Below are 8,058 nucleotides of genomic sequence, written 5' to 3'. Positions count from 1 at the left end.
GGCCGGCAGGCCCGGCGTGAACGGATCAGTAATGGACGATCATCGGGAGAGCGGGCTGGAGGTCGCGGGTGATTCCCTGCTTGCCCGAGTCCAGGGTCGCTTCCAGGAGCCAGCGGCCCCCCACCTTGAACTGCATCAGCTTCTGCTTTTCGAGCCAGGCGGCGGCGGGCGGGAGGTCCCCGGCGCTCGGGGCGATCACGCGCACGGCGGTGAGGCGCCGCGCTCCATTGGGATGGAGGAACTTCGCCCCTTTCACCGGGTCTTTGGATAGCTCGTCGTTTTCCTTCTCATCGGTGCTCTGCACGTGCGAGGAGATCGACAGCGACACCGCCTTGGGCGTCTCCTTCGGCGTCATCACTTCGATGAAGGTCCCCGGGTCCATCCAGTCGGCGCTCACCTTCCAGGTGGGAAAGGGCAGCGTCAAGGCGGCCCCGGGGACCCGGTCGAAGACGATTCCAATGGGGGAATAGCCGGTCTCGCGCCAGCGTGACTTGAGCTTGAACTTTTCCGCCCCCGGCTTCCTCTCCGGGGCGACGCTCACCTCCGGATCGGGATACATCAGCTCCAGAAAGCCGTTGAGCAGCTCGACGGTCACCGAGGCGGTCCCCTGGCCTTCGTGCCGGTTCACCTCTGGCGCGATGCGGAAGCCGGCCTTCTCGAGCGCCTTGCGCTCGGGCGCTCCGGTGGTCACCACGATCCAGGCATGGGTCAGCTTGAGAGGGGCCGCCGGCGCGTCCGCGCCGGCGGGCAGCATGGCCAATAACGTGGCCGCGACAGGCACGAGCATCGATACTCTCCTTGGTATGAGGTCAATCGGACAGCCCGCGCCGGATCGACTCCAGCTGCTTGCGATGGATGCGCTGGTGCTCGGCGACGAAGCAGCGCCAGCCGTGCGAATCGACCGGTCCGAGCCAGGGGTGCGCGCAACGCGGCCCCGTCCCAGGCGGAACGGGCGCATCGGCCGGAGCCTCCTCGAGGAGGCGGATGAAATCGGATCGCACCTGCGCCGCCGGCAGCTTTCCCAGCGGCTTCACCTCTTCGACGCGCAGCTCTCGCTTCGGGAGCTTCCCTTCCCGCAGCAGCGCGATGATGCGGCGCACGCCGCCCCCCACGATGCACAAGTGCTCCACCGTCATCGCCGCCGACCAGTAGCGCGAGGAATCTTCGATTCCGGCGATACGGCGGATCAGAACAGGCTCCTTCAGACGGCCGGCCGGAAGCGAGTCCCAGATCTCCAGGATGCGCCTCCCTTCCTCCTCGAACATCCGGGTGGCGGCGGCCCAGTCGTGCCGCCGGCAGGAGATCGGAAACAGCACCCTGCGCACCACCAGCAGCTCCCACCAGGGGAGCCCCGCGCCCGGCGCCTCGAGGACGGGAGATCCGGACGAAACCGACAAGGTCATAGACGTGAGCTCCCCATGGATGGATGAGTCCGCTCCTCCTCGCCCTGCCAGCGCCCCGGAGCGAGACCCAGCCGCAGCATCAGGTTGCGGGCATCGGCCGGAGCGCGCAGCTTGACGTCGGTGTTGTCGAAGTAGCAGTAGACGTCCCGACCTTCCGGCCGGGGCGGCGCCGGAGGTGCCGCGCGCACCGCGCCGGCCGGCAGCACGGCGGGCTCCTCCCCGCGATGCCATGCCGCGATGCGCTCGGCCCAGCGGCCCAGCGCCGCCTTGCCGTAGCCGCTCCGGTAGATCTGGCGGTCGCCGTGCAGGCGCAGGTAGACGAAATCTGCGGTCACGTCGCGCGGCATCGGATGTTTTCGGGCGGTCTGGGCAATCACCAGGGCGACCCGGTGCTTGCGCAGCAGGGTGATGAAGCGCTCGTCCAGGAAGCTCTCGTGGCGGATCTCCATGGCATGTCGCAGGGGCCGGGGGCGATCGATCGACAGCCGGCTGCGCCCGAACATGCGAGGATGGCGCCGGCGCGCCAGCGCCAGGGCCGCCCCGGTGTCGTGCGGCAGCATCTCCAGGAAGGCCTCGAAGCGCTCCGGATCGAAGCGCAGATGGGGGGCGAACTGCCACAGAATCGGCCCCAGCTTCTCGTGCAGCGCCAAGATGCCGGACGCCAGGAAATTCGCCAGGGGCTGCTCCACCTCGCGCAGCTTGAGCATGTGGGTGATGAAGCGCGGCCCCTTGACGCTGAACACGAACCCGGGCGGGGTCTCGCGATGCCAGAGCTCCCAGCTTTCGGGACGCTGCAGCGAGTAGAACGAGCCGTTGATCTCCACGGTCGGAAAGATGCTCGCCAGGTAGCGCAGCTCCCATCGCTGCGGCAGATCGTGGGGATAGAAGACCCCGCGCCAGGGGGCATAGCGCCAGCCGGAGACGCCGATGCGGATGCGCGGGGCATCTTCTCCAGCCCCGCCGCGCCGCGTTTCCGGACGGGTCACTTCATCTCTTCGATGTCTCCCAGCTTCCATGATTTCTCGAATACCGCCGTGCCGGGACCGTACATCCGGAAGAAGGTGAACCAGGGCTTGCCCGGGGCGGTGTAGATCCAGTTGGCCTCCTTGCCGGGCGGCGGCTTCGGACCGAAGTAGACATCCAGCGATCCGTCGCCATTCCGCTGCGCCTTGTGATCGTAGGAATCGAGCGAGACTCGCGGCGATTCCCGGATGAACCCGGCGGTGGCCATGTCGTACACCGTAACCGCCCAGAATTGCTTCGCCGGAACATTGGCGGGCACCCGCAACCGGTAGGTCCGCTCTCCCCGGAAGGGCTCTCCGCCGGGGTCCCTGAACGACGCCAGGTAGAAAGTAGCGCGACCCAGCCGCCTGGGCGCGCCATAGCCGAGGAAGAAGGTCATGGCGCGCTCGTCGATCTCGAGGCGGTCGGGCAGGAGGTAGTTGAAGAAGGTCCGTGGACCCAGGGAGGCCGGGAGGATCCACTTCGATTTGGGCCACCAGGGATTGCCGGCGGCGGCGCGCTGCACGAAGCCGGCGTGCGCCTCGGCGATCGCCTTTCGAAGGACCTCGCGCTTGCCTCGATCGGGCTTGAAGGGTTTCCCCTTTTCGATCCCCAGCGTGCGCAGCTGGGCCATGGCCACGAAATCGCGGACCTGCACCGGCTCCTCGCTCACCATGCGGGTCAGGCTGTCGTAGAAAGTCTCGTCGTAGCGGGTGATTCCTTCGAAGAGCTTGCCGGTGATGTCGATGGCGCGCGTCGCGGGAGGGTCGGCCGCGCGCGCCAGCGGATAGACCCGCACCTTCCTGGACAGCGCGACGGCCTTGGCGACGTCCTCGTCCGAGGAGGTGGCCGGGATGGCGCGGAACAGGCCGTAGCCGTTGTAGGTCGGCGAGCGGACTGGATAATGATCCTTCGGCACTTCTCCCTTGAAGTCGGGAGGAATCAGCAGATACCTGCCGCCATTCCCTTTGTCGTCGCCTTCCGGCCCCACCTCGGCGAGCGGCGCCTGCCAGGCGTCCGACAGCGAGCCGAACAGTCCGGCGTCGATCGCGGCCGGGAAATCGAGGACGACCGGCCCGTCCTTCAGATTGAAGTTCAGGTAGACGTAGAGTGAAGAGGCGTTGGGCGTGGTGGTCTGGAACTTCCAGTCGGCGGGGCGGGTGAGGTAGAGGACGTCACCATATTTCGCGCCGGCATGGAAGAAGGCCTGTCGCATGGCGTCGAAGCTGACGAGGGGCATTCCCCAGACGGCCGCTTCGACCGCGCGGCGCTCCAGGGCGCGGCGGGCAAGCTCCGCGGAATCCGGCTCCTGGGCGATGGCGGCCGACGCCGTCAGGGCAAGGGCGAGCGACACGACGGATCTTCCCGTCATTCCGCGATCCTCCGATCGCTCCCCCCGCTGTGATCCGACCTCGGTTAATCCGCCTCCACCGGGCTCCAGGAGGCATCCGGATTGTAGCGCTCCATCGACTTGAAGGCCTGCGCAGTGCCGGATCCGAGGTCCTTTTCGTAGACCACTCCGTCATGGCTGACGATGAAGCTCTTGACGCCTGTCTTGCCGTAACTCGCGGGCGCGGCGGCCAGGGCGAAGCCGCCAATCATGGCGCCTTTCACGACGAAGTCCATCCGGCCCAGCGGCGCGGCCGGTCCCTGCCCCTTCAGCACCTTGAAGTAATAGCCGTGATAGGGCTGGGCGCGGCTCGTGTAGCCTTCCTCGATCACCCGCGCGATCGACTCGGCAACCGGCCCCTCCCATTTCCCATCCGCGGTCTTCCACGCCAGGCCGTCCTTCTTTCCGGGCGTGCTGATGATGCGCTGCGCATACTGGTTCACCTTGGAGCCGGAGTGCTTCGTCAGGGCGTACTCGTGCTGCGCCTCGACGTAGCCGTGGCACACCTCGATCGCGTCCAGCTCATTGCGGCCGATGCGACGGCGCAAGACCTCGATCCGCCCCGCCGGCACGTCGAACAGCCATCTGCCGTTGCGCTCGACGATCGGCATGGGAGCCGGCCAATCCTCTTCGCCTACGACGAGGGTCACCGTCTTCGGGTCCGCCAGAACGCGGAGGATCTCGTGCTTCTTGCGCGCCTGCTCCGCGAACGCCTTGCTCTGATGCTCGTCCTGCACCTTGTCGGCGGTGGTCACCAGGTCCATGCCGCCCTCCCCGAGAATCTTCTTGAAGGCGGTCAGATCGAAGCGCTCGGCGGCGTCGATGAGCGCGTCGGCGGCTTCTTCCGGGCTGGCGAAGGTCTGCTGTGCCGGCTGCGCGGCCTTGGCAGTTTGCGTGCTCTTCGTCGCGGGCGCGGTCTGGGTTGCGGACAGCGCCGCGCCGGTCATGCCGAGAATCAGAAGGACCGCCATCGTCATGCGGGTCATCGCCGGCCTCCCCCGCCGCGGCGGCCGCCCCCGCCTCCTGAGAACGAGCGCCCGCCCATGCTGGAAGCGCCCCGGCTGCTGCTCGACCGGGCGCTCGAGCCGCTGAAGCCGCTGGAGCCGCCGCCGAAGCCGCTGCCGCCGCGCGAGCTGCTCGAGGGAATGTCGCGGCTGCCAATCCGATCGCCGCCGCCTCCGCCGCCCGCACGATTTCCGGCACTGGGGCTTCCGCCGCCGGCCCGGTTCCCGGCGCTCGGGCTTCCGCCGCCTGCGCGGCTTCCGCCACCTACGTCGCGCGATCCGGCACTCGCACCGCCTCCGGCCCGGTTGGATGCCTGGGCCTGGCGCGAGCTCAGCGAATCACCGCGCGCCGAGCCGCCGTACTTGTTGGCGGTGGCACGGTCGGAATAGGGAGTGCCGCCGCGGTGCGACGGGTTGTGTGACCACTTCCCTCCCCCGCCGCCTCCTCCCGCGCGGTTGTTCGTGCCCGCCTTGTTGGTTCCCGCTCCTCCCCGATTTCCCGCGCCGCCGCGGTCGCCGGTGTTGATGTTGTTCCGATCGCCGGTATTGATGTTGTTACGGTTGAAGTTGTTGTCGACGTTGATGTCGATGTCGTTGCCGCCCCAGCCGCAGCCGCAGCACGATCCGCCCCAGACCGCCGCTCCCCACATGACGCCGAAGCTGAAGCTCACGAAAGCCGCGCCGGGCGGGTAGGGCGGGTAGTAGATCGGCGGATAGGGGTAGATGGGAGCACCGTAGACCACGGTCGGACTGTAGGAGGGGACGTAGACCACCTCGGGGTTGGCGGACTCGACGATGATGACCGTCTTGTCCTCGACCTTCTCGGTGCTGACCTTCTGCTTGTCGTCCGATTTGAGGGCCCCCTTTTCCTGGGCTTTCTTGCGCATGCGCTGGACGGCGTCCATCACGTCGCTCTGCTGAGCCAGGAAGGCGTTGCCCAGGTCGGTGGTCCACTGGATGTCGTCGCACAGGCGCTTGACCACGTCGGGGAAGGCGGCCATCGACTGGATGCTCGCATCCCAAGGCTGCTTCCCCACCGCGTCCACGAGAGCCTTGTCCTTCAGGTTCTTGTTTTTCTCCATCCATTGCTGGAGCTGCACCAGCTCGAGGGGATAGGTGGAGGCCACCAGAGTCTGGGCCAAAAGCGAGTCGGGATACAGCGCGATCGGAGCCACCAGCGATTCGAGCTGCTCTGGCGGCAAAGGCTTGGCGGCCTCCTCCGGCTTGGCGCCCGGCTGCGTTGCCGGGGCCTGCGCCTCCTTGCCGGCCGGCGGGGCAGCGGGAGCGTCCTTGGCGGGCGGAGGCGGCTTTTCCTCCCCCTGGGCCAGGACCAGGGTTTCGCCGGGCGGCAACAGCAGGGCCCAGCAGATTACCGCCAGAGCCGACCTGGCGGTCCGGGACTTGGTCCGTATCATCGTGCGTTCTCCTCGTAAGACGGTTTCCCCATACTTTATGACACCAGCGCTTCCACGTCTTGCGGCATCCTCCTCCTGGCTTCGGATTCATTCAGCGGGATTGCCGGAAGCCCCGGATTCCGCCGCAGGGCGAGGACGGTCAGAAGCACCATGACCGCTTGTGGCAGGCCGTTGGCCATGGCCAAAAGCCGGGAGTCGATCGTCCAGTCGGTCGGCCAGTAGACGTTGAGCGCCGCCCAGGAAGCCGCCGTCAAGGCGAGCACGCCTCCACTGGGAAGGCTCGTCGCCGCCAGCAGCGTGAGCAGCCAGAAAGCCGGGAAAGCCCCGTAAGCCTGAGGCAGGAAAGGGCTGCGCAGCGTCGCCAGGATGAGAATCGCCAACCAGACCTGCGGTTTGCGGTCTTCACGCGCCGGCCGGAGTCCGGCGACGATCGTCGCCCCGACGGCGATGAACGTGTAGACCCATCCCACCATCTTGGCCGCCGGAAACGACAGCCCCTTCGCGCCGAAGAGCCTCAGCTTGAAGACCAATCCGGGAATCGAGAGATTGATGGCCATCGCCGAGTCCCTGCGAAAAGCCGGAAACGCCTCGCCGCCGATGAGGCCCGGAAGGTGATCGAGAAAGGCGGCGTAAGGCTGCCAGCCGAGCAGCACGAGCGTCAGAAGGACGTAAGCTAACCCGAAGGCGGCCGTCCACGCCACCGCACGGAATCGCCGCCGGGCGAGGAGATAGACGACGAGGAGTCCGGGGAAGAGCTTGCTGGCGATCGCGAAGGCCAGCAAGGCGCCGCCGGCCGCCCAGGCCCGCCGCTCGAACAGGACCATGGCAAGCATCGAAATCGCGATCATCAGGACCTGGACGTTCCCCTTCTGCAGGGCGCTGATCGTGGGAAGGGCCACCCAAACCAGGGGGGAAAGGAGCAGGGCACGCCGGCCGGCCTCCGGCCCCATGCATTGGGCCGCCGCCCACAGGGCCAGAAGGAGCACCCCGCCGTTGAGGGCGAACCAGAGCGCGCGCAGCGAATCGAAGGAGGGGGCCAAAGAGAGCAGAGCGCGTGGCAGCAGCAGGAACGGGGGCGGATATTCATAGACGTCGACGTTGAAGATCCCCAATTTGCGGGGATTGCGCACCCCGGGCGCGACATCGTCGGGCAGCGAGTATAGGTAATCTTCGTAGATGTTCGAGACGTTCGGAGCGGCCTGCGCCGCGACGAAGTAGGCCGAAAGGCAGGAGTGCTCGACCTCCCATGCGCTCGAAGGGATCGACGAATAGGCGCTCTTCGTGGCGTCGATCATGAAAACGGCAAGGCTGCTGATCTGGACAAAGGCGGCCAGCGCGGCGACGGTCGCGGCGATGGTCACCCCGGAGGAGCGCCCCTTTCCCGAAAGAGCCGGAACCGGGTGGCGCAGCACCCAGAGCAGGACGAGGGCCGCCGCGCCCGCGGCGACCAGACAGGCAGCCCCGTTGGATCCGGTCAATCCGGCGCCCGCGGCGAACGCAAAGACGCCGGTCATGGCGGCCAGCGAGGCGATGAGAATGTTACGGGACATTTCTCGGCCCTTTGGTCTAGGGACGACGGGACCGGATTGGATCTCCGGAGGACCCCCGGGTCGCGGGATGGCGCGGCATCTTGCAGGCCCGGCCCCGGTCTCAGGCCAGGATACGGGCCGCCGCGAGAGCATAGATCAAGGTGTGGCTGAAGACCCGCTCGATCTCAACGACCTCGTCGGGGCCATGGGCGACCTCGAGCAGCCCCGGCCCGTAGGCGAAGGCCGGGATCCCCCGGCGGACATACCAGCGGGTCTCCAGCAGTCCAGGCGACATCTCGAAGTCTACCCGCCGGC

At 67.4% G+C, this 8,058-nt stretch carries 8 protein-coding genes; all 8 read right to left on the bottom strand.

What is annotated here, in order from left to right; translation table 11 throughout:
• Positions 1–25: 25 nt before the first annotated feature.
• Entirely contained in the window at positions 26–787 is a 762-nt protein-coding gene (locus tag VFW45_12070; protein HEU5181521.1) for a hypothetical protein, read from the bottom strand.
• A 22-nt stretch (positions 788–809) separates the two neighbouring features.
• On the bottom strand, positions 810–1,403 hold the full coding sequence (locus tag VFW45_12065) for a hypothetical protein (protein ID HEU5181520.1): 594 nt from the start codon (positions 1,401–1,403) through the stop codon (positions 810–812).
• Positions 1,400–2,389 carry a DUF72 domain-containing protein gene (locus VFW45_12060; protein HEU5181519.1) on the bottom strand — a complete coding sequence of 330 codons (990 nt, stop codon included), beginning with the start codon at positions 2,387–2,389 and terminating at the stop codon, positions 1,400–1,402. The genes VFW45_12065 and VFW45_12060 overlap by 4 nt, the downstream gene beginning before the upstream one ends.
• Positions 2,386–3,777: a DUF1254 domain-containing protein gene (locus VFW45_12055; GenBank protein ID HEU5181518.1), complete on the bottom strand. Its 1,392-nt coding sequence runs from the start codon at positions 3,775–3,777 to the stop codon at positions 2,386–2,388. The genes VFW45_12060 and VFW45_12055 overlap by 4 nt, the downstream gene beginning before the upstream one ends.
• Positions 3,778–3,821: 44 nt before the next feature.
• Positions 3,822–4,781: a DUF2950 domain-containing protein gene (locus VFW45_12050; GenBank protein HEU5181517.1), complete on the bottom strand. Its 960-nt coding sequence runs from the start codon at positions 4,779–4,781 to the stop codon at positions 3,822–3,824.
• Positions 4,778–6,214 carry a DUF3300 domain-containing protein gene (locus tag VFW45_12045; protein HEU5181516.1) on the bottom strand — a complete coding sequence of 479 codons (1,437 nt, stop codon included), beginning with the start codon at positions 6,212–6,214 and terminating at the stop codon, positions 4,778–4,780. Before VFW45_12045 ends, VFW45_12050 begins: the two co-directional genes overlap by 4 nt.
• A gap of 35 nt (positions 6,215–6,249) precedes the next feature.
• The gene (locus VFW45_12040) at positions 6,250–7,764 is read right to left on the bottom strand and encodes a glycosyltransferase family 87 protein (GenBank protein HEU5181515.1); all 1,515 of its coding nucleotides are present in this window, start codon (positions 7,762–7,764) and stop codon (positions 6,250–6,252) included.
• A 100-nt stretch (positions 7,765–7,864) separates the two neighbouring features.
• A partial coding sequence (locus VFW45_12035) for a hypothetical protein (GenBank protein HEU5181514.1) occupies positions 7,865–8,058 on the bottom strand: 194 nt, incomplete at its 5' end.

This window comes from Candidatus Polarisedimenticolia bacterium (assembly GCA_035764505.1).
In the GTDB taxonomy this organism is placed as follows: Bacteria; Acidobacteriota; Polarisedimenticolia; order Gp22-AA2; family AA152; genus AA152.
Note: the sequence above shows the minus strand (reverse complement) of the source record. Positions and strands in the feature narration are given on the sequence as shown.